Origin of the sequence: Pseudalkalibacillus sp. Hm43 (assembly GCF_051842935.1) — a bacterium.
In the GTDB taxonomy this organism is placed as follows: domain Bacteria; phylum Bacillota; class Bacilli; order Bacillales; family Fictibacillaceae; genus Pseudalkalibacillus.
The window spans coordinates 3,035,242-3,059,306 of the sequence record NZ_JBPXRR010000001.1 but is presented as its reverse complement, the minus strand read 5'-3'; the positions used below and the strand labels follow the sequence as shown (position 1 = coordinate 3,059,306).

Annotated in this window: 17 protein-coding genes; 8 read left to right on the top strand and 9 right to left on the bottom strand. The window is 44.5% G+C overall.

Features of this window, described 5'->3' with window-relative positions; translation table 11 throughout:
- Positions 1 to 215 precede the first annotated feature (215 nt).
- The 3 genes from ACSVDE_RS15785 to msrB all read left to right on the top strand — a co-directional run bounded on the left by ACSVDE_RS15785 (position 216) and on the right by msrB (position 11,815).
- Complete coding sequence (locus ACSVDE_RS15785) at positions 216 to 9,377, top strand: carboxypeptidase regulatory-like domain-containing protein (RefSeq protein WP_439302024.1); 9,162 nt, start codon at positions 216 to 218, stop codon at positions 9,375 to 9,377.
- A gap of 112 nt (positions 9,378 to 9,489) precedes the next feature.
- Positions 9,490 to 10,656, top strand: a complete 1,167-nt coding sequence (locus ACSVDE_RS15780) for a class I SAM-dependent methyltransferase (protein WP_439301810.1) — start codon at positions 9,490 to 9,492, stop codon at positions 10,654 to 10,656.
- A gap of 187 nt (positions 10,657 to 10,843) precedes the next feature.
- Positions 10,844 to 11,815 carry a peptide-methionine (R)-S-oxide reductase MsrB gene (gene msrB / locus ACSVDE_RS15775; protein WP_439301809.1) on the top strand — a complete coding sequence of 324 codons (972 nt, stop codon included), beginning with the start codon at positions 10,844 to 10,846 and terminating at the stop codon, positions 11,813 to 11,815.
- Positions 11,816 to 12,348: 533 nt separating this feature from the next.
- On the opposite strand, the gene hmpA is transcribed toward msrB, so the two are convergent.
- Positions 12,349 to 13,560, bottom strand: a complete 1,212-nt coding sequence (gene hmpA / locus ACSVDE_RS15770; protein ID WP_439301808.1) for an NO-inducible flavohemoprotein — start codon at positions 13,558 to 13,560, stop codon at positions 12,349 to 12,351.
- Positions 13,561 to 13,772: 212 nt separating this feature from the next.
- Here hmpA and ACSVDE_RS15765 point away from each other — a divergent pair, with 212 nt between their 5' ends.
- The gene (locus ACSVDE_RS15765) at positions 13,773 to 14,219 is read left to right on the top strand and encodes an RrF2 family transcriptional regulator (protein ID WP_439301807.1); all 447 of its coding nucleotides are present in this window, start codon (positions 13,773 to 13,775) and stop codon (positions 14,217 to 14,219) included.
- 108 nt (positions 14,220 to 14,327) lie between these two features.
- Positions 14,328 to 15,794 (top strand): potassium/proton antiporter, encoded by a 1,467-nt coding sequence (locus ACSVDE_RS15760; RefSeq protein WP_439301806.1) that lies wholly within the window; start codon positions 14,328 to 14,330, stop codon positions 15,792 to 15,794.
- A 46-nt stretch (positions 15,795 to 15,840) separates the two neighbouring features.
- On the opposite strand, the gene bshB2 is transcribed toward ACSVDE_RS15760, so the two are convergent.
- The 4 genes from bshB2 to ACSVDE_RS15740 form a co-directional block, all read right to left on the bottom strand.
- Positions 15,841 to 16,506: a bacillithiol biosynthesis deacetylase BshB2 gene (gene bshB2 / locus ACSVDE_RS15755; RefSeq protein ID WP_439301805.1), complete on the bottom strand. Its 666-nt coding sequence runs from the start codon at positions 16,504 to 16,506 to the stop codon at positions 15,841 to 15,843.
- 24 nt (positions 16,507 to 16,530) lie between these two features.
- Positions 16,531 to 16,878, bottom strand: a complete 348-nt coding sequence (locus ACSVDE_RS15750) for a YojF family protein (protein ID WP_439301804.1) — start codon at positions 16,876 to 16,878, stop codon at positions 16,531 to 16,533.
- Between the two features lie 124 nt (positions 16,879 to 17,002).
- A complete protein-coding gene (locus tag ACSVDE_RS15745; RefSeq protein ID WP_439301803.1) occupies positions 17,003 to 17,554 on the bottom strand; it encodes a GNAT family N-acetyltransferase in 552 nt (183 codons plus the stop codon).
- A 24-nt stretch (positions 17,555 to 17,578) separates the two neighbouring features.
- Complete coding sequence (locus tag ACSVDE_RS15740) at positions 17,579 to 18,829, bottom strand: GNAT family N-acetyltransferase (protein ID WP_439301802.1); 1,251 nt, start codon at positions 18,827 to 18,829, stop codon at positions 17,579 to 17,581.
- Positions 18,830 to 18,942: 113 nt separating this feature from the next.
- On the opposite strand from ACSVDE_RS15740, the gene ACSVDE_RS15735 reads away from it, so the two are divergent.
- Positions 18,943 to 19,497 carry a flavin reductase family protein gene (locus tag ACSVDE_RS15735; protein WP_439301801.1) on the top strand — a complete coding sequence of 185 codons (555 nt, stop codon included), beginning with the start codon at positions 18,943 to 18,945 and terminating at the stop codon, positions 19,495 to 19,497.
- Between the two features lie 100 nt (positions 19,498 to 19,597).
- Complete coding sequence (locus tag ACSVDE_RS15730) at positions 19,598 to 20,278, top strand: uracil-DNA glycosylase (RefSeq protein ID WP_439301800.1); 681 nt, start codon at positions 19,598 to 19,600, stop codon at positions 20,276 to 20,278.
- Positions 20,279 to 20,392: 114 nt separating this feature from the next.
- Here the strand turns inward: ACSVDE_RS15730 and ACSVDE_RS15725 are convergent, their stop codons facing one another.
- Positions 20,393 to 21,367: a YbgA family protein gene (locus ACSVDE_RS15725; protein ID WP_439301799.1), complete on the bottom strand. Its 975-nt coding sequence runs from the start codon at positions 21,365 to 21,367 to the stop codon at positions 20,393 to 20,395.
- 120 nt (positions 21,368 to 21,487) lie between these two features.
- On the bottom strand, positions 21,488 to 21,610 hold the full coding sequence (locus ACSVDE_RS15720; protein WP_439301798.1) for a YuzL family protein: 123 nt from the start codon (positions 21,608 to 21,610) through the stop codon (positions 21,488 to 21,490).
- Positions 21,611 to 21,729: 119 nt separating this feature from the next.
- Here ACSVDE_RS15720 and ACSVDE_RS15715 point away from each other — a divergent pair, with 119 nt between their 5' ends.
- On the top strand, positions 21,730 to 21,948 hold the full coding sequence (locus tag ACSVDE_RS15715; protein WP_439301797.1) for a DUF2188 domain-containing protein: 219 nt from the start codon (positions 21,730 to 21,732) through the stop codon (positions 21,946 to 21,948).
- A 43-nt stretch (positions 21,949 to 21,991) separates the two neighbouring features.
- Here the strand turns inward: ACSVDE_RS15715 and ACSVDE_RS15710 are convergent, their stop codons facing one another.
- Positions 21,992 to 22,858, bottom strand: a complete 867-nt coding sequence (locus ACSVDE_RS15710; RefSeq protein WP_439301796.1) for a hypothetical protein — start codon at positions 22,856 to 22,858, stop codon at positions 21,992 to 21,994.
- Positions 22,855 to 23,985, bottom strand: coding sequence for a mechanosensitive ion channel family protein (locus ACSVDE_RS15705; RefSeq protein WP_439301795.1), 1,131 nt, complete (start codon positions 23,983 to 23,985; stop codon positions 22,855 to 22,857). Before ACSVDE_RS15705 ends, ACSVDE_RS15710 begins: the two co-directional genes overlap by 4 nt.
- Positions 23,986 to 24,065 lie beyond the last annotated feature (80 nt).

Here is a 24,065-nt window from a genome sequence, read left to right as displayed (position 1 = left end):
CACCTTCGATAGGTTTTTTATTTTCTTACCCTTTCATAGTCTTATAGTCCCGAACGTTAACCCAAACAAAACTCCTCCTTGCTCTATTGTTGTCTGAATCAAAGGAACGAAAAATTTCTAAAAAGTCCCAATTATTAGAAATTAAGAAGGTGATTGTCAATATTTGTGTAAATTTCGTCTTAACCACAAAAAGAGGAGTGAATGGTTTGCGACGGATGAAACGGCAAAGAAAGCACTTTGGACTGGTGTTCAGTTTTCTACTCGTTTTTTCTATGTTCATGCCACAAACTACATACGGTCAAACGGAATCAGAACGGAACTTAGGCGTAGAACATGACATGCTTGAAAAGGAAAGAGAAAAAGAGCAGATCACAACTGAAGAGAAAGACATTACATCTGATTCAAGTGAAGAAGAATTAGCCTCACTCATGGAAGGGATCGGATGGGAGCCTCCTCCATTGTCTGGACAACCTGACCCTTCAGCTAAGGAGCCTGAAAAAGTCGAGGCAGATATCATCAAGCAATTGAAGCAATCCGAGAAAGTGGACGTCATCATCCGGATGAAAGAGCGTCCGAACATCGATGCAATTTTCCCTCAAGTAAAAAAGAAACCATCAAAGAAAGACAAGATTGAACTCATCAAAGCCCACCTCCAAGAAAAAACAAATGCCTCTCAAAAAGCACTCAATCAAGCAATGAAATCTCTTGAACAAAAAGGAAAAGCCCAAAAGAAGAAAAGCTTGTGGATCATCAATGGAATGACTGCAACTGTAACAACTGAAGCTTTGGAAGAATTGAAAAAGCGCGATGATATCGAACGGATTTCATTGGACCGCACGCTACAGTTACCGGAACCTCAAGAGTCTGAGAACCCTCCTAAGTTACCACAATGGGGTCTAGAAAAGATCCAGGCAACAAATGTGTGGGGAGAGTATGGTCTCAAAGGTGATGGTGTCGTTGTCGGAATCATGGACTCCGGGGTAGATGGGACACATGAAGCTTTGAAGGATAACTATCGAGGTCGAGATGGGAATCACCAGTATTCCTGGATTGATGTATCCGGTCAAGGGTATACGACACCAAGCGATGGTCATGGACACGGTACACACGTCGCTGGTTCAGCTGTTGGTGGGGGATCTGGTGAACCGATCGGGGTTGCGCCTGAAGCGGAATGGATTGCCGCTAAAATTTTCACAGATGGCGGTTCGACCACGACATCTGCAATCCATGCTGCGTTCGAATGGTTCATGGCACCAGGCGGAGATCCATCCAAAGCACCTGATGTCGTAAATAATTCTTGGGGGAACTCGAATGCCTATACGACGGAATTTTATGAAGATGTCGAAGCATGGGTTTCTGCAGGGATTTTCCCGATGTTTGCAGCCGGAAATGATGGACCTGGCTCACAAACGATCGGCTCACCGGGAAGCTTTCCGCATTCCTTTGCAATCGGGGCGACAGACATCAATGACCAGATTGCTTATTTTTCGAGCCGTGGGCCAGTGTTTTGGGAAGATGAGAATGGTAACCAGGTACGGATCCTGAAGCCGGATGTATCTGCACCAGGACATCATATCTATTCAGCATGGCCAGAGGGTAAAGGAGAAGGTAAGTACAACACGATCAGTGGTACGTCTATGGCAACACCTCATGTAACAGGAGCAGTAGCCTTACTATTGCAGGCAAACCCTGATTTGACAGTAGATGAAGTCAAGAGCCTTATTCGTGATACAGCCAGGGTGGAGCCGTTCATGGGTTCTTTGCCGAATGATGTGTACGGGCACGGAATCGTCAACATCTATCAGGCAGTCACAGAAGCTGCGTTTGCCGGTGATTTGAAAGGAACATTGAAAAATGATGCCGGAGAACCGATTGCTGGAACGCTTGATTTTGAAAACGGTGGGACTTACACCATTGAAGAAGATGGCGTCATCGATTTGAAAATCAGAGAAGGGAAGCACAATGTCCTCATAAAATCGTTTGGATACGAAGATCAGACGATTACGATTGAAATCCAGAAAGATGAACGGACAGAAGTGGATTGGATTTTAGACCAAGCACCTTCTTATAGTTTGAACGGAGTCGTTGTGGATTCAGCTTCGGGTGATCCAGTCTCTTTTGCCTATGTTCGGGTGAGAGATACCCCGATCGAGACAGCACGGACTGATGAACAAGGGAATTTCACTATAGAAGACATTCCTGTTGGAACCTATCAGCTGCAAATTTCCGGTGAGGGAATTGCTGGCAAGTCTATGGAAGTCGTCATGGATTCTGATCAACAGCTCCAAATTGAGATGACAGCAGCTGAATCGAGTTCGAAGAAGGGCTGGAGTACAGCGAACAACAATAATGCTCGGAACGCTGTATCACCTGCTGCAATTGATGTGAAGAAGCTCGATCTTGGCTGGGCATACGACCTCGGTTCGAAAGGACAGATTTTGTTCTCGACCCCTGCAGCAGCAGATCAAAGTGTTGTGCTGACCACCGATCGGGGTTGGGTCGTGAATCTGAATTCGGATACCGGTGAAGAAATGTGGAGCATCCGGTTAGGTTCGACAAACCGTTCTTCTCCTACGATTGTTGATGGCAAAGTCTATTTATCAGGTGGGGAAGATGGTCGAATCTATGCACTAGATCTCGCCAATGGAAATATCCTATGGAACTACCAGACTGATTCATACACCATCTATGAATCTCCAATTTATCAGGATGGGAAACTGTATGTAGGATCTGGTTTGGATGAGAACGCCAAGGTGACTGCCTTGAATGCTGAGACTGGAGAAAAGATTTGGAATACCGCACTAGGGGCACCGTCTTTCTTCGGGGGCAGTTTAGGTGATGGAAAACTTTATGTCGGCAGCTACGATAACATGACCATCCGGGCATTGGATGTATCGGATGGATCAGAAGTGTGGAGCAAAACACTCAGCAATGAAGGGGTTGCCGCCAGACCCGTCTATGTGGATGGGGAGTTGTATGTTGTCGGCACAAACTTTAATACACAGGCTGGCACGCTTTATAAACTGGATCCGTCTACTGGAGAAGAAGTTTGGAAGGCTGAAGGTGTAGGAGATACGCAGGCTGGTTCACCTGTTGTCTATGAAAATATCGTTGTGATGACATCTGCCGCTCACCCGATTTTACGAGCGTTCGATCGTGAAACAGGTGAGATCCTCTGGACGAACCGTACGGTCGGTACCGCTTTGAACAATGGCTCTGTCACAGCAAATGGCGTATTGTTCATTGCTGGGACAAGCGGCACGTTGTTTGCACTTGATATCTATTCCGGTAAAAGTTTAAAAGAATTCTCATTGCCGGATTACAGCACTTCCGGTTTACCCATTTTAGCCGGAAAGGTCATCGTCCCTTATCGCACTGGAATCCAAAGCTATCAATCTCCGGGAATCTTAATGGGAACGATGAAAGATACAGATGGGAACCCTGTGCAAGGTAAAGTGACTGTACTCGAAACAGGAGTGGAAGTAGAAGCGAATGAAAATGGAACCTTCACCATGGAGCATCAACCTGGTGAATACACCGTTAAGGTTGCACAATATGGAAAACAGCAGGTGGAGGAATCGATCAAGTTCGTTTCTGGATTTGAACGAACGAAGGATTATATCCTTACAGAAGCAGAATCCGGTTCTCTCGATATCCAGGTCAAAGATCAACGGACCGGAGAGGGCCTTCCGAATGTGAACGTCACTTTGAAAGACACGTCTATCAACGGGGAAACCAATGAGGGTGGATCTTTTACAAATGCAAACGTTTATGAAGGAAAATATGAGTTGACCTTAAGCTTAAGCGGATATGTCGAGCAAAAACAATGGATCACGGTTCAACCAGGAGAAGAAACGGTTCTAGAAGTTAACATGAAACCAATTGACATTGCCGTTTTGAACGATTGGAATTCTGAAGTTACGAAGCTATTGAACGTCAACGGTTATGCAGCTGAAGAACGGGATTGGGATATCGTCGACAATATTGAACGATATCAAGTCGTATATCTGAATGGTGCGTATGGGTCAGGTGGGGAACAGCCTGATGCAGCAACTTTCGATTCGCTCGTTCAAGCAGCGAACGAACATGATGTGAGTTTGATTTTCGCGGATCAATGGGGTTCCAGCTACGGAACGATTGAACACTTACATGAATATTATGGTGATCCGAAAGAATTCGCTCATCAATATGATGGCGGTGCTGTCAGGATGCAGGTCGATGTCGAGCATCCAATTTTTGAAGGGTATCAAGCTGGAGATCGTCTTACATTGTTTGAACGTACTGGTGATTTAACCTGGTTCAACCAGTATTCAGGACGTCATCTCGGTACGATCGGAAACGGTTCTCTAGGCTTTGTCGGTACCGGGGTCGCGTATAAGGCTGTTTCCGAAGACAGTGCACACTTGCTGTTATCTGGTCATGCCGCAGCACCTTGGATTTCTCCTTTACAAGGCTGGTTGACTGACCAACAGAATATTCTATTCAATGGGATCGACTTCTTGATCGACTCCGATTTTGGACAAGTATCCGGAACGGTCATGGACGTAGATGGAAATCCTGTTGAAGCACAAATTGAAATCCTGGAAACAGGGGTTAAAACGACGTCTGTTCTAGGAGAAGGCTCTGGCGCAAATGCACAATATGAACTATTCCACGATCCGGGAACGTATACGATGGAAATCCGTGCAATCGGGTATGAAACACAAACGCAAGAAGTGACCTTCACCCACGGCGAGCCAGCTGAAATCTTCGTTACACTTGGAGCGTCGAATGGTGGAACGATATCAGGTCTTGTAACGGATGCAAACACACAGCAAGTCTTAAGTGGTGCGCACGTGAAAGTGACGAACGAAGCAGGGGAAGTTGTCACGGAAACAACGACAGGTTCAAATGGACGCTATGAAGTGAGCGATCTGGAAGATGTCGTATACAACTTGTCCATAGAAAAAGACGGGTATATCAAGTACTCCAAACAGATCGACATGGCAAGACATGAAGGTGAATTGAACGTCGAATTGTCTGCTGTCCCTAGACTCGCAGTCGTCGGTGATTACTGGTCATCGGAACGTAATTTCGCCTCCATTTTCACAGCGATGGGTGTTCCGGTCACAGAAGTCGATGAAACGGAGATCGCAGCGGAAGTCGGTAATTACGATGTTGTCTTCTTCAACGATGCAACTTCTTACAGATTCAAAGAGCCCGCTTTCGAAGCGATGATGAAAGCAGCTGATGAGCATGAAACAAGTATCATTTTCGGTGAAACGTATTGGAGCGGTTCAGGAATCGATTATCTGGTGGATTATCGTGGGGATCCTGAATCAAGGGAAACAATCCGTGGCTCCAATCTTGCGGCTGGATATGTGGTGACCGAAGAACATCCTGTTTTCGGTGACGCTCAAGCTGGCGATTTCATTGAATTGCTTTTACCAGAAGCAAGCTCAATCGGAACATTCGAAGGATACAGTGGATACTCATTAGCGACGATTAAGCATGAAGGAGACGCTGAACCATATGGCGGAGGTCTTGCCTATAAACCAAGATCGTCCGGAAGCATGGAAATCTTGATGGCAGGTCACGGCTTCTCTTTCTCACATGATGCGAGCGATTATACCCCTGAAGGAAAGGAATTGCTCGTCAATACGGTGCTTTGGGCGGCAAATGCGAAGTTTTCGACCATCAGCGGTACGGTAACCGATGAAAGTGGGAATCCTCTGGATGCCACGGTCAAAGTGAACGGAATGGAGTTCTCTGACAAGACGAATCCAGATGACGGCTCTTACGCCATCGCCATTTTAGATGGCGAATACGAAGTCGAAATTCAATCATTCGGGTACCAGACGCAAACAATGAACGTGAGTGTATCTGGAGACAGTGAACCACTGGATATCCAAATGAATGTAAAAGGGAATGTCGGTTCCATCTCAGGAGTGGTCGCCAATGAGAAAGATGGCAATGCGATTGAAGGTGCCACAATCGACGTATTGAATGTTCCACGGGCAACAGTTTCAAATACGCAAGGTCAGTATTCACTCGAACGTCTAGAGCCAGGAACGTACACGTTACGTATTGAAAAAGATGGCTATGTTCGTAAAGACATAGAAGTTGAAATTGGCGACACAGAAGAGGTGAACCTGCCGATTGACCTTAAGCCGTCACCGACGGTAGGTGTCATCGTCGATATTACAGCCTCAGGCTATCCGACTTTACGAGGCTATCTAGAAGAACGAGGCTATCTCGTCGAAGATATGAACTTCACAGACCTGGATAAGCTCAGTGAAGTGGACCTTGTTTTTGCAAATTCAGATTACGCACCGGCCCTCGAACCTACTGAGGGAGAATTCAAAACATTCTTGAAAGCGCTCGATCAGTCAAGAACACCGGTGATCTGGACGGGTCAGGATGGCGGTCGCGGATCCATTGATATTTTGAACGAGTATTTGAATGACCCTACGACCGTATTCGGTGGAAGCGAAGAAGGCTCCACAGGTAAAGTGGTCAAAGAACATCCAATTACAGAAGGTCTTGCTTTAAACGAGTCCTTCGATATCCCGGCTCGTTTCGATTACTACTATGGATTTGACGGTTACTCTGGGGAGACCGCAGTTGAATTCTCGAATGAAACGACGGGTGATCAAGGAAGCATGGTCGCATACAAAGGTCGTACGATCGATTCCGTCGAAATTTTACTAGCCAATATGACATTCAGCCACGTCTGGAACCCAGACCAATCGTTTGATCCAGTCCGTGAGAAAATATTGAACAACGCAATCCTTTGGGCGTTGGATAATGAAGAACCATTTGTGGGTGAATTGCATGGCCAGGTGCTGAATGATCAGGGTACACCTGTTAAATCGACAGTGACAATTACGGAAACAAATGAAACGATCGAAACGGACAATGAAGGTCGTTTCTATGCAGGACTTGAAGAAGGAAGCTATGAACTGACCTTTAATGCTTTCGGACACGAACAAAAATCTGTGCGTGTAGACATCACGAATGGAGAACGATTGGATGAAAGCTTCGAGTTGAAATCAGAAAATGCAGGAACGGTAACTGGTACAGTCATCGACAGTTCGACGAATGAACCGATTGCCGATGCATCTATCTCGTTCTTAGGTACTCCAATCGAAGTTTCAACAGATGAAAATGGAACGTTCACAGCATCTGTCCCTGAAGGAACCTATGACGTACGGGCACTCGCTTCAGGTTATGGCCCGAATACGCAAAACAATGTACAGGTCGTTGCTGGTGAGGAAATTGATCTCTCCTTCGCAATGCAAGTATCGGAAAAACTTGCAGTCATCGGCTATAGCCCGAACGAAGCGCGACTCGTTCCTTTCTTGGAAACGAACGGATATGAGGTCGATTTCTATCAAAGAGCTGACTTCGAATCCTTGCAAGATGCACTTGCAGATTATGCACTAGTCATCTTCAACGATAAAGATTATTCAATGAGCAACGATCAATTCCGAGCTTTCGTTGAAGAAGCGAATCAACTGGAAGTGAGTATGATGTTCGTCAGTCAGTATGGTGGCGGAACGATCAAGAGCTTGAAGGATGCCTACGGGGATCCTGAGAATGTCATCTCATCCTTTGAGAGTCAGTCTATCAACGTTAAAGTCGATCAGCTCCATCCGATTTTCAGCGGTTTTGAAGTCGGAGAAGAGATCGAAATATTGAACAATGGAGATCGTAACCAGCAGTATTCAGTTTATGAAAACTATTCCGGTACGACAATTGGATCCTTGACACATCACACAGAAGGATTACTCGGTGAAGGTTTCGGAATCAAGTATCCAACAGCGAATAGTGTTCACGTATTATTGTCTGGTTTACAAGCAAGCAGCTATGGCTCTCCTGATGATGGCTGGACGGAAAATGCAAAACAAATCTACTTGAATGCAATCGAATTTGCAACGACAGCTAGTCTTGGTGAAATCAAAGGGACTGTGACAGATGCTGAAGGGATGCCGATTGGAAATGCCAAAGTAACGGTTGCTTCTGAAGGCATCGAAACGGTCACAAGCGCTGACGGCACTTATCGATTAGGAGTCGGTGTCGGAACGTACGATGTTAAAGTACAAGCACGTGGTTTCGTTGAACAGACGCAGGAAGCCAATGTAGCTGAGCTTGGTGATTCTGTCACATTGAATTTCACACTTGAAGCAATTGAAGGTGTGGCGTTATCAGGAAAAGTGGCGGATGCTGAAACGGAAGAAGGTATTGAAGGTGTTAAGCTGACCCTGACACCAGAAGACCCTGCTGGATTTGTAGAAGAAGCAACAACCGATGAATCCGGTAACTATTCGTTCGAACAACTGCTGCCTGGTAATTACGAGTTGAAAATGGAAGCGGACGGCTACTTGCCAGCTATTGAAACGATCGCTGTCGGAGAAGAAGATGTTGAAACGAACCTGACGTTGAACGCGTATCAAGTTGCTGTATTAGGTGACATAAACGGAACGCTCGCCTCCTTCCTGAACGGACAAGGGGTCTATGCAGAATCTCGCGACTGGGATGTGCTGGGCAATGTAGACGATTACAGAATCATTTTACTCAATACAAAAGACGGAACAGCTGAACAGGTAAAACAATTGATTGCTGAAACGGATGAAAAACAAGTAAGCGTTGTGTTCACTGGAACGTGGGGAGTTGGTGAAGGCTCCATCCAGCTGTTGGAAGCAGCGAAAGGATATCCGCAATTGGATCAACAAGGATATGATGAAGGAGCCGTATACGTACATCCACTGGAAGGGCATCCGATTTTCGAAGGATTGGTAGCAGAGGATGGGGAAGTCACTCCGATTAAGATTCATACAGCGAAGAGTCCTTACGCGACCTTTAAAGGATACCCTGGTATCACACTTGGAGATCTAGCAGTAGATGAAACGATGAAAGGATCTTCGATCGCTTACGATTTCACAAGTGCTACGAGTGTGCAATTGCTTCTCTCTAGCTACAACGTGACCAACATCATTGGACCGGAGTACGGCTGGACGGAAGAAGGAAAACAACTTTTCGTCAATGCATTGAATTGGGCGATGGATGCAGAACAACAAGCTCCAAACGCGCCTGAATGGGATGATGATAAATTGAAATTCAAGCGTGAGCCTGTTGTTGTGACAGGACAAGCAGATCCGAATACGACCATTCACGTGTACAATGTGAAAGGTAACAAACGTACTAAACTAGGTTCTGGTCAATCGGATACAGACGGAACATTTGAAATCAAATTGGAGCTGGCAAACGGAAGTTATTTCTTGGTAGCAGAGGCTGAGAATTTTGCAGGAACTGCTGAAAGCGAAGACCAACTTCATGTGATTGTGGCAGGGAAACCAGAAACTCAAAAATCAAAAGAAAAAGAAAAGGTCAATTGATTTGAAGGAAAGAGGCACCCCTGTATCGTAAGGGGTGTCTTTTCTTATCTTGAATTTTGTTGTGGTTTCTGTCATCTTTTATTAAAGATCATAATCAGACGGAGGATCAACCATGTCATCTGATATATATAGTACACAAATCCATAACCTTGCTGTAGCCTTCCAAGAGCAGGCCATCCCTTATCAATTCATAAATGAAACAGCCCTTTCTTTGCAGGGGATAGACTTAGAATCGGATCGAGTATGCGTGGAAGTGCAGTGGGACGTTTTCGAAACGGTATATGACGTTTTTGCACCATACCACCCGAGTCCGGTTGAGCAGACGACTGAGAGAGGCGCTTTTCATTTTAAAATGGAGGATGTGACCGTCGATGTTTCCTGCCGATATAACACCACAATTCGGACGAACCGTTACCGAATCGAGGTTGAGAACAGTGGGGCATCTTTATGGTGTCAGTCCTTATATGACTTGAAGGAAGATCCGCGATTTGAAGGACTCGTTGCTTCGTACTTAGCTGATCAACAAGCTCGGATGACGAATCAAAACGAATCTGCCTGGAACCAAAATACGTATGAGGCACTGGTTAACCGTCATGGAACACCAGAAGTAGCAGCGGAAAAAATCAAACGGCATCCAGCTGGAAGGCTCGGATCGTTATATCCTCAATTCGGATCTTTGGAAGGAAAAAAGGTCGTTCATCTGATGGGCTCGAATGGAATCAAAGGTGTGGCGATGTCTTTACTCGGTGCAGATGTAACGGTTGTCGATTTTTCAAAAGAGAATGCGGCTTACGCACAGGAAGTTGCGGAATCCTCCGGTGTCGAACTAGACTACCGGGTTGCAGACGTATTGTCGTTTGAAACGGAAAACCACTATGACGTCGTTATGATGGAATTAGGAGTCCTGCACTACTTCATCGATTTGAAACCTTTGATGAGTAAAGTCCAAGCGTTGTTGAAACCAGGAGGCAAATTCATCCTCCAAGAATTCCACCCGATTTCGACAAAACTGATCACTTCCAAAGGGAAGAAACATAAAGTGGACGGCAATTACTTCGACCCGACGATTGAACGAAGAGGTGTAGCATTCTCAAAGTATTCATCTGAGGGGAAGAAAGAAGAAAATGAAGTGCTGCAACGGAAGTGGACTCTAGGAGAAGTTGTAACAGAAATCGCTCAACAAGGGCTGGTTGTCAAGATGTTGGATGAAGAAACGAACCAAAAAGTCCATGACATCGGACTACCGAAGATGTTCACGCTCGTTGCGGAAAAAGCGTAATACGGATGGAGACTGCCCATAAAGAAGGGTAGTCTTTTTTCGTTAGTGAAAAGTCCCCGGTACACTCAAGGCGTTTAATTTGCTAATGGAATAAAGATGACTATGATGAAAGATAAGCACTTTTTTTGAAAAACTTTTTCCAAAGAGGATATTCTAAAAGTGGAGCAGGAAAATTGGAGGGATGAAGATGGCTGAAAGCAATAAGCAATTACAGAAGGCTACTTTTGCAGGTGGCTGTTTCTGGTGTATGGTAAAACCCTTTGATGAAATGCCTGGAATCGAAGAAGTTGTATCCGGCTATATGGGTGGAACGATTGAGAACCCGACCTATGAAGAAATCGTTGCGAAGCAAGACAAGCATCGTGAAGTCGTCCAGATCACGTTCAATCCGGAGATTTTTCCATATAAAAAATTACTGGAAATCTACTGGCCGCAAATCGACCCGACAGATGCTGGCGGGCAGTTCTATGATCGCGGCGAGATTTATAAGACCGCCATCTTTTATCATAATGATGAGCAGAAGGAACTAGCAGAAGCATCCAAGCAAGAACTCGAACAGAGCGGTCGCTTTTCCAAGCCGATCGTAACTGAAATTCTGCCGGCTTCTGAATTCTATCCGGCGGAGGATCATCATCAAAAATATTATAAAAAACATCCTGGCCATTACAATGCGTATTACAAGGGATCGGGTCGTAAGGACTTCACCGAAAAGAACTGGACAATGAAAAAAGACGACAAGGAACTTCGTGAAAATCTGACTGACATCCAGTATAAGGTGACCCAAAAGAACGGAACAGAGCCTGCTTTCCAAAACGAATACTGGAACAATGAGCGGGAAGGCATCTATGTCGATATCGTTTCTGGAGAGCCGTTGTTCAGCTCGAAAGACCAGTACGATGCAGGCTGTGGATGGCCAAGTTTCACAAAGCCGATCCACGTTTCCAGAATCAAAGAAAAGAAAGATTTGAGCCACTTCATGATCCGTACTGAAGTGCGCAGTAAAGGCGGAGACTCGCATCTTGGACATGTGTTCAACGATGGACCTGGTCCGGATGGTATGAGATATTGCATCAACTCTGCCGCACTCCGTTTCATTCCGAAAGAAGACCTGGATAAGGAAGGGTATGGGGAGTACAAGGTGTTATTCGAAGACCAATAAAATAAACCCGAGATATCAAATCATTCAAGACGCAATGTGGTTTCTACACGAACCACTTGCGTTTTTTATTTGAGCAAGCATTAAAAAGGAAGCTAGAAAAATAGGGCTTAACGGACAGGAGATCCGTTATTTGTGACAAAAATGCTCAATTGGAGATGCTAACGGACATCTGATACGCTATTTGTTAAAAAGTACATTGTTTTTGATGATTTTGGACCAAATAAGGTCTCCTATGTCCGTTAAGTTTAGCAAAATGACTATTTTATAGAAATAAGGTACTCAATGTCCGTTAAATTTATGGATCAGTCATTCTTCCTTCATGATCGGGTGCATACTCGAAATTCCACATAGTTAGATTACAAAAGAATATTAGATGATCATAAACAAGGAGAACAGGCAAGATTCCGACTTTTAGAAGTATATGCTTGCATTAGGTCTCAATTCTAGTTCAATTGATGGAAAGAGAGTTTGATAGATAAAGGGGCAACCTATAAAAATTTGTGGTTTGCCCCTTTTCTAGTTTGGAAATCAGGTTATTCAACCGATACGGTCTCTAGTCCTAAATCAATGGCTGGGCCGAAAAACTCGTAGTGGATGTTTTCGGCTGGTACACCTATTCGTTGTAATGAGTTGATCACATTTTTCATGAACCCTTCTGGACCACAGATGTAGCACTCTGCGTCACTTGATACTACATTTTGTAGCCAGTCAAAGTCTACATATCCTTCTTTCGCAAAAAGTCGATGCGCACGATCATGATCTGACGGTTTTTCAAAAATGAAATGTGCTTTCATTTGATCATGCTCATTTGCCAAATTTAAAACGTGTTCACCCAACGCCTGATATTCTCCATTGATGGCAGCATGAATGTAATGAACTTCCCGATCAGGTGTGTGCGTAAGTGTTGTTGCAAGCATGCTCATGAGTGGAGTAAGGCCAACTCCTGCGCCAATCAATACAAGTGGCTTTTCGGATTTTGTATCCAGGGTGAAGTCTCCTGCAGGAGCACTTAAGAACAGGCGATCTCCTTCTTTTACGTGGTCATGCAAGTATTTAGATACCCGACCTTCTCTTTTGATAGACAGTCGGTAGTGCTCTTTTTTTATAGAGTCGGATAGACTGTATTGGCGAATGTGCGTGTGTGGATCTCCTGGAATTTCCGTCTTCACACTTACATATTGTCCTGGCAAAAATGGTGCCAACGCGTTTCCGTCAGAAGGCTTCAAATAGAACGAAGTGATGACCTTGCTTTCCACCTCTTTTTTGACCAATGTAAATTCACGATAATCTTTCCATCCGCCTACCTGATTCTCAGCTTCTTGATACATGTCGGCTTCAACCTGTATGAACACATCAGCAATGACTTGATAAGCTTTGGCCCACGCATCTAAAATCTCATCAGTTGCAGCATCTCCTAATACATCTTTAATGGCTTTAAGGAGATTTTCACCTACAACAGGATATTGCTCCGGCTTGACGCCTAAACTACGGTGTTTGTGAGCGATTTGCTTCACAGCCGGAAGGATTTCCTCCAGACGATCGATATGTACTGCAGCAGCATATACAGCATTCGCCAAAGCACCTTGTTGGCGTCCTTTTTGCTGATTGGAATGGTTGAATAGGTTCAATAGTTCTGGATGGTTCGTGAATAGCAATTCATAAAAACGTGAAGTAATAGCGGTTCCACATTCCTTTAATACAGGGACAGTCGATTTGATCGTTTGAACGGTTTTTGGATCTAACATCAAAATCAGCTCCTCTTATAAAAGATGTATTTTGAATACACCTTTATTATAGTTGAGGTTCCTGTATAAGATGTATATGAAATACATCTTTTCGCTGATTTGTCACATTCATGTTCAAAAAGCTGTCACACGTGAGTTCAAGTGCTTTTCCTGCATGGTTGGCAGTGGTACGATTAGAGCATAATAGTAACTCCTATGAAGGAGGGATTCCTTTGCGAATGACCCAGTACAGTGATTTTTCTTTAAGAGTGTTGATGTACTTGGCGACCCAGGTGGATGGCCGGCTCGTCCAAATTAAAGAAATCGCTGATACCTATAAAATTTCCAAAAATCATTTGATGAAAGTGACGCACGAGCTCAGTAAGCTTGGTTACATTAAAACGGTGCGAGGAAGAAATGGTGGCATCACACTTGGTAAGAATCCAGATGAGATCAATATCGGTACATTGATCCGAAGGACAGAAGAGGACTTTTATCTCGTAGAATGCTTCGATGCTGCGAATAACACCTGCATCATAAGCCCGGCGTGTAAATTGAAAGGTGTATTGAACAAAGCATTGAAAGCTTATTTCGACGTATTGGACCAATATACGTTAGCCGATCTGACCCAGAATACAGATCAATTGCAATCACTCTTTTCAATCGAACAAGAAAATTAATACGCATTTACCCGATGATTCCATTGGTATCATTGGGTTTTTTAGTTGTAAGATTTGTTTTGGAGGTTCGTAATTTCATATAATGGAAGTAGACGAGGGAGGACGGAAATGGAATTCAGTGTAGATGGTACGATTTTGCTTGTTTCAATTTTATTGATTATTGGCGTCATAACCGCCAAGTTCTCTGCAAGATTAGGGTTGCCTTCATTAGTTCTGTTTATCATGGTCGGTATGATACTGAACGAGTACATATATTATGATAATGCATTGCTTACCCAACTGATCGGTACCTTTGCGTTGATTGTCATTCTGTTTGAGGGTGGTCTTAAAACGCAATGGCATGATATCAAAAAGGTCTACAAACCGTCTTTATCTTTGGCCACAATCGGTGTGCTCATCACGACGATGGTTACTGGTATAGCAGCAAAATACATATTGGATGTCAGTTGGTTAGAAGGATTTCTTTTCGGTGCGATTGTCGGCTCTACAGATGCCGCAGCGATTTTTGCAGCGCTAGGGAATAAGAACATCAAAAGAAAACTGACATCGACTTTAGAAGCCGAATCCGGTACGAATGATCCAATGGCGATTTTCTTGACGGTCACGATTTTACAGTTAATCCAGATCGACAATGTGAATCCGGCTACGTTCCTGTTGGACTTTTTCTGGCAAATGGGTGTAGGACTCCTTATCGGATTACTTTTTGGAAGAGTGGCAGTATGGGTCATCAATCAAATCAACCTGGATTCATCAGGCTTATATCCAGTCTTATCGATCGCTTTAGCCATCTTCACCTTCGGAATTGCTAGTCTCATAAGCGCGAGTGGTTTTCTTGCCGTATATGTGATGGCGGTATTCCTAGGGAACCGCGATTTGACCTATCGACATTCTATTGTTCGGTTCAATGAGGGGTTCGCATGGATGATGCAAATAACCATGTTCATCTTACTAGGTCTGCTGGTATTCCCGAATCAATTACTGGATGTCGTCTGGCAAGGGATCGCTCTATCTTTCATCCTGATGCTCGTTGCTCGTCCAATCGGGGTTTTCATTAGTCTGATCGCGACCAAATTCGACGTAAGAGAGAAGCTCTTCATCTCGTGGGCTGGGTTGAAAGGAGCGGTACCCATCGTACTGGCCACCTATCCGATGGTCGCAGGATTGGAAGACAGCGGATTACTCTTTAATGTCGTCTTTTTCGTTGTCTTCACTTCAGCATTGATTCAAGGGGCAACGATCTCACCGTTAGGCAAGTACTTTAAATTTTTGCACGGTGCTAGAGCAGAAGTACCACATAGTCTGGAACTCATTTCGATTGGTAAGACCCAGAATGAAATGATGGAGATCCGAGTGGAGAAAGAATCTGCTGTCATAGGAAACAAAATCAAAGATCTTCCCCTTCCAGATCATACTTTGATTTCGGCGGTCATACGGAAGGACGCTCTCATTACTCCGATGGGGGATACCGTTTTATGTGGGGGGGATACGTTGTATATCCTTGTTCATAAAAAACAACGCAGTATGGTAAAAAAGCTTATGCTTGAACATGCTAAGAAGCCTGCTGAGTCAGAATAACGTAAAAAAATGGCTGGACTCCTATGAGTCAGCCATTTTTTTGTGATCACTTATCGAATGAATACGTCCAGAATCGCTCAAACTTGATCCAGTTCATCAGTTCCTCTTCGTTTGCTTGAAGGCGCTTCTTCATCCCAGCCATCAAGCCTGCTGTTTGGCTCTTATGGGCTTCCAATGTGTTCAGCTTCCGGTCGATAAAATCTGAAACATCGCGGATGACATCGGGCTTCCCGAGGTCCTCCTCACAATTATGGGAAAACGCGACACACTCGACTTTCGGTCGTTTCGCTTCCTGCAATCGGCTCACAGCTTTGATGACTGCTGCGCCACATGCGTCATGGTCTGGATGTACGCTGTATCCTGGATAGAATGTGATGATCAACGATGGATTCAGCTCTTCAATGGCATCGTTGACCATATCAGCGAGCATTTCAGGATCTTCGAACTCAATCGTCTTGTCTCGAAGCCCCATCATTCGCAAATCATTCAAGCCCATGACTTTGCTGGCATTCAATAGTTCTTGTTTACGAATTTCAGGCAAGGTTTCCCTCGTTGCGAAAGGAGGGTTGCCCATGTTACGTCCCATCTCTCCGAGGGTCAAACACATATATGTGACAGGCGTTCCGCTATCAATGTATTTTGAAATCGATCCCGAGACCCCGAACGCTTCATCATCAGGGTGAGGGAAGACCACTAATACTTGCTTCTCCATGTTATCGCTCCTTTCCGCTTTTCTTTATTCAAACGGTGTTTCGCTGATTTGCAGTGCGACGGCTAGTTTTCCGTCTTGATCATGACCCGCCATCAACAGTCGGTTTTTCGCATCCAGCTCCCAATGGGTGATCCCCTCAGCATAGATCCATCCAAGGTCCATCTTCAACCCGACCCGGTACGGTCCTTCACCAGTGATTTTCCCACGTGTGTATTTAATTTTACCGTTTCGGATATATGCACCTGCAGAGAACACTTGCTCATTGAAATGAGAAGCGTACGCTCCGTTTGTCGTTTCCAGGTGGATGTAGACGTCTTTATCGACGAAACGTTCTATGATAGGTTGTACTTTCGAAATATCGATCAGATCCAAAACAGAATCCCTCCTACATAACAACTAGTATTCACTATTGTACTAAAAATAGGACAATGATGTTTGTACAGACGCTCATAAAAGAAAAAGAAACGTCAAAAAATGACGTTTCCCATCGTGATCCTTATGCTTGCTTTGTCCATTCGTGGCTTAATATCCCGTACATGAGCATGTCGTAGCGTTCGCCGTCCCGTTGAAGGAATTCTCTTTGGGCGCCTTCGTGTTGAAATCCTAACCGCTCGTATAGTTTGATCGCTCGCTTGTTGTAGCTGAAGACGGTCAATTGAACGCGATGGAGGTTCAGTTCGTTGAAGGCGAAATTCAACACAAGCTCCATCGTTTCGTATCCTAAGCCTTGGTCCCACAAGTCCCGTTCGCCGATGCCGATCGCTAGCCAGGCATTGCGATGCGGCCAGAGGATATCATCCAAGTCCACCCAGCCGATGACGCGGTCATCCTGTCGCATGCGGACGGCGAATAAGTATGATTTCTGTTCTCGGGGTTTAAGCTCGACCCAGTCTTTGAAGTCCCTTTTCAATAATGGAAAAGAAGGGGACGCATCCATACAACGCATATATTCATCATCGTGGTACCATGCTGAAACCTTCTCCAAATCTTCTTCTGTAAATCGACCTAAATAGACCCGTTCACCTTGTCTGATCGTTTTTGCTAACATATAAATCCCTCAAATCGTAAAATCTTAGAAGCGGTTGAAACAAACCGGTTTCTGATGTGTGTAAAATAATTGCGTTACCTTTGCGACGTAGGCTGGATCTGATATTTTCGCTTTTCCATACGTGTATAAGGCATGGAAAGGGAGCACGCCCATGAGCATGGACGAGAAATCGGCTATATCGAGCTCGATTGCGACATCCGTCTTTGTCTCCTTCTGGATGGTCATTTTACCGTCTTCAAAATGGACATAAAAGCGCTTATCGTTTTCCGGCAGGAACGTGTCGGAAACCTTAATTTCCAACGCCAATTCCACACCGTTAAAATGATGCCCCTTTACCGAATCCATGAACTTTTCCGTATCGAGGACGCGATACATGAGTCCGACACCTTGTGTATTGCTCTCATGGAAAGCATGCGGAATCAGATGCCCAGAGCCGTTGCTCGGATCGGTGAGCAGGTGGTGGAAATGTTCGTCTTGTGTATCGAAATAGATGGAGCGGATCTGATCCTGCTGGCTATGGAAAAACGTAAGCATCTCAGAGAGAACTTCACTGTCCTCATACATGAACTCATGAATGAGGATGTCGTTTTGCAAGAAGCTGTCCCTCGTTTCGGATTTGAATGAAAAACCTGCGTAACCTTTGATTTCTCCATTGTCTATGTATCCGATCGTGTAATTGCCTGGCTGTTTCATCGGTTTCTCAAAATCCTTCTCAGAACGAATCATGAGTCCATGCGTTTGAACAGCCATTTTATTGTAGAACGTTACAAGATCACCGATTTGCCCAAGCGATATGTAGGCGATATGCGACTTTGATGGACCTTTCGGGAGATGCTGTGGCTGTACTCGATAGCGGTCTTTCTTCGTACCGTATCCATACCCCATCTTTTTATAAAAATCCGGTCTGAACGGATAGAGGGCCGTCATGTAAACGCCTCTCTCCAGATAATGCTGATGGAAATATTCGAGCATCGTCTTGGCGACCCGTTCTTTTTTATGTAATAGATCGACGGCCACCATACCGATCCCGCCTACCGGTACTTTCTGCCCATAAAACATCATCTCGAAATCATGGAACAGCATGCCGCCGACAAGTTTCCCCGATTGATAGGCACCGTAAAGGGCTTTTGTCGTATCGTTCTCTTGTATATCAATGAAACGGTCGGTCATCTTCTGTATATCGTCATCCGATACGACCTTCATTCCTGGATAAGACCGGCTGACGATTTCGATGAATGAATTGATATCTTCTGTAGGTATACGTTTAATCTCCATATGGAACCCCCTTTGAGCTATGACCCAACGATTTTCATTATAGCAAACTTATGACAAAACATTCCGATTCGTGTGATAATTAAAAAACAGAAAGATGGAAAGGGGTTAGTGGAATGAGGAAACCGACAGATCAAATGGTCATGCACAGTTATCCAGGCATGGTCGCAATCGTGACCGTTTCATATAACGGAGAAGACAATGTCATGGCAGCAGGGTGGCATTCTTATATCTCCTATGATCCTGCCATTTACGGTGTGGCAATCGGAAGGGAGCGACATACCCATCAACTTGTCAAAAATGCGGGATCATTCGCGATCAATTTCCTGCCATACGAGAAAGCGGAATTCATCCAACAATCAGGGTCATACTCTGGAAGCGATACGGATAAGTTTGAGCTGGGAGGCATTTCTTTCGACAGAGGGATTACGACGGACGCGCCGATTTTACATGATGCGTATGTGGCGTATGAGTGCAAGACGATCGACGTCAATTCGTATGGAGATCATGACTGGTTCGTCGCGGATATCACGAAATTTTATCGTGATGATACCTTGTTCAATGAAAAAGGGTTGCCGGACTTTGAAAAATTGGAAATCCCGCTCTACTTGGGACGATCCAGGTATTTGCGAGCGGATGCGACAAGTGTGATCCGAAAGTATATGGTATAACGGTGTAGAATATTGTCGGGGAAATAATACGGGCATCGAATGGGATAATTTCGTGTGATATACTACCCGTAAAACAACGTTAAAAACAGGTGATTGAACGATGGAAATCCTACAAAATGATTGGTCTGTACTTCTAAGAGAGGAGTTCGAAAAGGACTATTATCATAAACTGAGAGAGCAATTGAAAGTGGAATATGGTACCCATACCGTTTTTCCAGATATGTATGATATCTTCAATGCGCTTCACTATACATCTTACGAGGATGCGAAGGTCGTGCTCATCGGACAGGACCCTTATCACGGACCAGGACAAGCGCATGGGTTAAGCTTTTCAGTTCAACCAGGTGTACGACAGCCACCGTCTCTGAAAAATATCTTCAAGGAGCTTCAAGCTGACCTTGGACATGATATCCCGAACCATGGATCGTTACTTCATTGGGCCAAACAAGGTGTCTTGCTGCTGAACACAGTGCTCACCGTACGGAAAAAGGAACCCAATTCCCACAAAGGCTTAGGCTGGGAGCAGTTTACGAATTCCGTGATCCAGACATTGAATGAAAGGGAAAAACCAGTCGTATTTTTGTTGTGGGGGAGACATGCTCAAGCGAAAGAAGAGCTCATCACGAATGGTCATCACTTGATTCTGAAATCACCTCACCCAAGTCCTTTTTCAGCGAACAAAGGATTCTTCGGCAGTCGACCTTTTTCAAAAATCAATATGTTCCTCCGAGAGAATGGGATGGAGGAAATCGATTGGCGTATACCGGATCTGGATCGATAGGTGAATGAGTCTCTTGGAAATGCCGAATGAATTTCAAAGAATCAACTAAAAGTGAAAGCTGTCCTTAGGGGCAGCTTTTTGTCTTGCAAAAAGACCAAGCCTGAGGCTCGGTCTTCATGCATAACTTCTTCCTTTTCCTGAGTCGGCCATCTCGACCAGATCTTCCGGGTAAGGTTCGAAAAACGATTGTTGCAGAAGGTATTCGTTGTCAAAGCGATATACCCATGACTTCAAAATGCTTAAAAGGTTGCTGAGCGGTATTTTCCGGTCCTTATAGCGTTCTAACAAGTGCAGAAAATGGTCCCGTTCATTTTTACTCAACTCCTCTGAAAAATAGCCCATGATGTGCTGGCATACATTGATGTTGGACGTGTATCGGGCAGCTTTTTGGAACATCGCATGAAGCTCTTGTTCATATTCCGCAAATACTTCGTCAATGGAATCATACTGCTTATGGTTTGCAATGATTCTTCCCATCTTTTTCATACGTGTTTGGTTATAGGCCATGAACAAATATTTGTTCTGTGATTGAAATTGGATCAATTTTTGTATCGACGGATCTCCCTTTAGAATACGAAAGGAAGTCAATGTGTACAACTTTGTGAGGAAGTGTTCCCTGATTGTAAAGTTAGACAATCGGCCTTCTTCTTCAATGGCAAGGTTTCCATACTCATTTAACACGTTTCCTCCAAAGAGGCCAGTACCTTTTTCTTTGACGGGTGCTTTCTCTACTCCCGTGTAAATTCGCACATCACGTGTTCCACAGCTAGGGGAGCGGTTTTTCAGGATGAAGCCGTCCACATCTGGCAAGGAATCAAAAAACGCTCGGCTGAACGTATTCATGTCTTCTGTCAGATCTTGTTTTGTAGAGGGTTGAATCATTCGTACTTCATTTTCCTGAGAAACGAGCCTGACCGTCTCTCTAGGGGTTCCGAGACCGATTTCTACTTCAGGACAGATCGGTATGAATTCTACATATGGCATTAAACGGCGTACGGTCATGTCCTTCAACACATCTCCGTTATAACGGCAGGCCTCGAACTCCAAGCACTTGCTGACGACGACTCTTGGTTTAGGAAAAGATCGCATATATACCTCCAACAACTCGAAAATGATGATAGTGATGTTTACCCTTTACTATGTAAGGTTACTCGTTGTTTTGAACAAAAGGGTAACGCTGTGCCTGACACGTGGTTACCCTTCTCACATTTACTTCTTCTTTTTCTTTCTAGTCGAATCGAGCGGTGTTCCTATTTCGATGCCGGTACCTTGACCTTCCGGCTGGGAGGATGGCAATCCTGATGTAGTCGCATTCTTCTTCTTTTTCTTCAATTCGTTCACCTCCGTACTGTTACTTTGACCTGAAATAAGGCAATTCAACCGAAAAATAGGTGTAAATATTTACAAGCAGGGTATATAACTATCACAGAAAAATGAAGGAGGAATGGAAAATGGAAGCTAAGATCTACCATGTCGTACCGAACGAAGACAACAATAAGTGGGATATCAAAATCGAGGGCAGAGACCATTCAGAAAAGACCTTCGATACGAAGGATGCCGCAACGGACGAAGCAAGGAAAATGGCAGATGAAGCGCGTCCGAGCCAAGTCGTCCTACACCGCGAAAATGGAGAAGTCGAAGATGTCAGCAAATATTCCATAAATGGATGACAAACATAACGAAAGCCGCCGGAATTCCGGCGGCTTTTCATGTTCAATCGACTTTTTTCATCATCATGATGTCTTCTGTGACTTTTTGAAAACCTAGGTTTGTAAGATGTTTAGTAGTTGGAGCAGCCGCTTCATAAATGCTGATTGAGCCGGCGTTGCGTTCATAGAGCTCATTGATGATGGTTGAAATGACACCTTCGAATAGATGTGAATCTCCTTCAGCCAAAGAAGAAGCAATCACTTCAGCATACCCTGTGTCTTTTCGGTGGGTGACACCGAAGCAACCGATTACGTCGGCCTCTTTTACACATAAAACGGTAAAATCAAAATCCACCGAAGCATAATATGTCCGGTAAAACGATAGGTCTTGCTCGGTTGTTCCAGGTAATTTCTGTGCAGTACACACGAAGGTATCGATATCGAACCCTGACTCGATTTTCAGCTCGATTCCCTTCGTCACTGGCACAGGAACTTTAGAAATATCCCTTCCGAAAATCGGAGAGCGGCCAGTCACCTCGAATCCTTTGCTTTTGAAGAATTCGATCTGCGTCGTCCATTGTGATCGGAAACGCTGAGCGAACATATTCGCTCCGTACTCCGGACTGATGGCATAGTGGTAGATTCTCTCGAACATCTCTTCCTGTAGAGCGCCTTCATATCCTTCCAATACCCAGGGGTAGCCTAAAGATACGAAACTTCCTTCGCCTGTAAAACCCATATGTCCAACCAGCTTGTCTCCGTCGAAAGCAAAACAGCGGGTTTCAGGGTCAAACTCATTCTGTTGGCGAAACTTCTTCGGTGACAGCGTCGGCTTCCACGCATAGGGAAGGTCAGAGGTCACTTTTCTCCAGAAATCATACTGAAGGTCCATATCGCTTTCGTTTTCGTATCGGCGGATCGTCAATTTCATTCTTTTGCCTCCGGTTTACCATTCGTGTCATTTTCTTCTGTTTCTAGAGAAAAATCCTCTTTCTCTACATAGATGCTTCTGCTTGGGAATGCGACGGATACACCTTCACGATCAAGGATTTCCATGATGCGCAGATTGATATCTTCCTTGACATCCAAGTAATTGACCCAAGCCGTCGTTTTCGTGAAGAAGTAAATCATGATATCCAGACTGCTATCGTTGTATTTATCAAAGCGAACTTCAATCAGTTCCGGATGGACCTCTTGATGTTCCTTCAGCATGTCTTTAATCTTTTTCACACACGTTTCAAGCTTCTCTTTCGGAGTCGTATAGGTGACACCAAGATTGAAGTAGACACGGCGCTTACGCATACGCGTCCAGTTCGTGATTGGGTCGTTCGCGATATTAGCGTTTGGAACAGTTACCAATGCATCGGCAAACGTTCGGACCTGCGTACTGCGGAAGTTGATGTCTTCAACCACCCCTTCTACAGATGGCGTCTGAATCCAATCACCGATTGAAAACGGCCGCTCGATGATGATGACGATACCGCCGAACAGATTCCCGAGTGCTTCTTTTGCAGCGAAAGCGAACGCCAAACCGCCGATACCAAGGCCGGCTACAAATCCGTTGACGTCATAGCCCCACTCTTGTGCAAGGACACTGATGCTGATTGCGACGATGACGAATTTCAGGACTCTTGATACGAACGGAATTAGAATCTGATCTACCTGTAGATCCAGTCGATGATGGAATCTATGGAACAGGACTGATGATGAGGAGGATAAATTAACAAGCCCCCAAGAGATCATCAGGATGACAGATGAACGGAAAAGTCTGAGTGGTAGTTGGACAAATCGCTCACTTATTTCTAAAGATTCGTAAGCCAGATATAACCCGAGGAAAATGAAGAACACATTCAACGGACGTTCAAAGGCGAGCAAAATTTTATGTAAAACTTGTGTTGAGGTCTTATCAGTTAGGTTCGTAATTAATCTGAAGATATATTTGGTGAACAGCTTTCGAAACACAGCAATGCCAATGAAAATAGCAAGTGCAATTCCGATATCGATCCAAAAGTTCAGATCGGTCAAATAATCGATGGTTGTATAATACCAATCCAGCATGACGGCACTCCTTCACAATATTTTCTCTTACTAAATCTATCAAAAAAAGAGTAAAGGGTAAAATTTGGTTCGTATTCATA

Coding starts and splice junctions, on each gene's coding strand:
- ACSVDE_RS15785 (WP_439302024.1), top strand. CDS start 216: ATGAAACGGCAAAGAAAGCACTTTGGACTGGTGTTCAGTTTTCTACTC.
- ACSVDE_RS15780 (WP_439301810.1), top strand. CDS start 9,490: ATGTCATCTGATATATATAGTACACAAATCCATAACCTTGCTGTAGCC.
- msrB (WP_439301809.1), top strand. CDS start 10,844: ATGGCTGAAAGCAATAAGCAATTACAGAAGGCTACTTTTGCAGGTGGC.
- hmpA (WP_439301808.1), bottom strand. CDS start 13,560: ATGTTAGATCCAAAAACCGTTCAAACGATCAAATCGACTGTCCCTGTA.
- ACSVDE_RS15760 (WP_439301806.1), top strand. CDS start 14,328: ATGGAATTCAGTGTAGATGGTACGATTTTGCTTGTTTCAATTTTATTG.
- bshB2 (WP_439301805.1), bottom strand. CDS start 16,506: ATGGAGAAGCAAGTATTAGTGGTCTTCCCTCACCCTGATGATGAAGCG.
- ACSVDE_RS15745 (WP_439301803.1), bottom strand. CDS start 17,554: ATGTTAGCAAAAACGATCAGACAAGGTGAACGGGTCTATTTAGGTCGA.
- ACSVDE_RS15740 (WP_439301802.1), bottom strand. CDS start 18,829: ATGGAGATTAAACGTATACCTACAGAAGATATCAATTCATTCATCGAA.
- ACSVDE_RS15735 (WP_439301801.1), top strand. CDS start 18,943: ATGAGGAAACCGACAGATCAAATGGTCATGCACAGTTATCCAGGCATG.
- ACSVDE_RS15730 (WP_439301800.1), top strand. CDS start 19,598: ATGGAAATCCTACAAAATGATTGGTCTGTACTTCTAAGAGAGGAGTTC.
- ACSVDE_RS15725 (WP_439301799.1), bottom strand. CDS start 21,367: ATGCGATCTTTTCCTAAACCAAGAGTCGTCGTCAGCAAGTGCTTGGAG.
- ACSVDE_RS15715 (WP_439301797.1), top strand. CDS start 21,730: ATGGAAGCTAAGATCTACCATGTCGTACCGAACGAAGACAACAATAAG.
- ACSVDE_RS15710 (WP_439301796.1), bottom strand. CDS start 22,858: ATGAAATTGACGATCCGCCGATACGAAAACGAAAGCGATATGGACCTT.
- ACSVDE_RS15705 (WP_439301795.1), bottom strand. CDS start 23,985: ATGCTGGATTGGTATTATACAACCATCGATTATTTGACCGATCTGAAC.